The organism is Psychrobacter sp. GW64-MNA-CIBAN-0177 (assembly GCF_040309585.1).
Classification (GTDB): domain Bacteria; phylum Pseudomonadota; class Gammaproteobacteria; order Pseudomonadales; family Moraxellaceae; genus Psychrobacter; species Psychrobacter okhotskensis.
Genome location: NZ_JBEOOY010000287.1, coordinates 1 through 267, shown reverse-complemented (window position 1 = coordinate 267; position 267 = coordinate 1). Strand labels below are relative to the sequence as shown.

Here is a 267-nt window from a genome sequence, read left to right as displayed (position 1 = left end):
CTCTTGGGTCATTTATTGCCTTAGCCGCATACCGCTTTAAGCGGTTAACTCATTACTAGCTGCAATGGGAGGTAAGGTGGTCTTGTTGTTTAGCGAAAAATATTACCGTGACAGCGTCACGGCAATAAACATCATTTCTATTTAAGATCAATACTCATGTTAGGACCGCTAACGGCTTCTGAGTCAAACCAACGAGTGGTGATAGTTTTGGTTTCTGTGCAGAAACGTACCGCTTGCTTGCCGTAGGCGTGTTGGTCACCATAGAAA

1 pseudogene is annotated in these 267 nt (G+C 44.2%); it reads right to left on the bottom strand.

Annotated features, from left to right (window positions below):
* Positions 1-137 precede the first annotated feature (137 nt).
* Positions 138-267 (bottom strand): annotated as a pseudogene (locus AAEY79_RS15110) (methylmalonate-semialdehyde dehydrogenase (CoA acylating)); the annotation flags it as partial.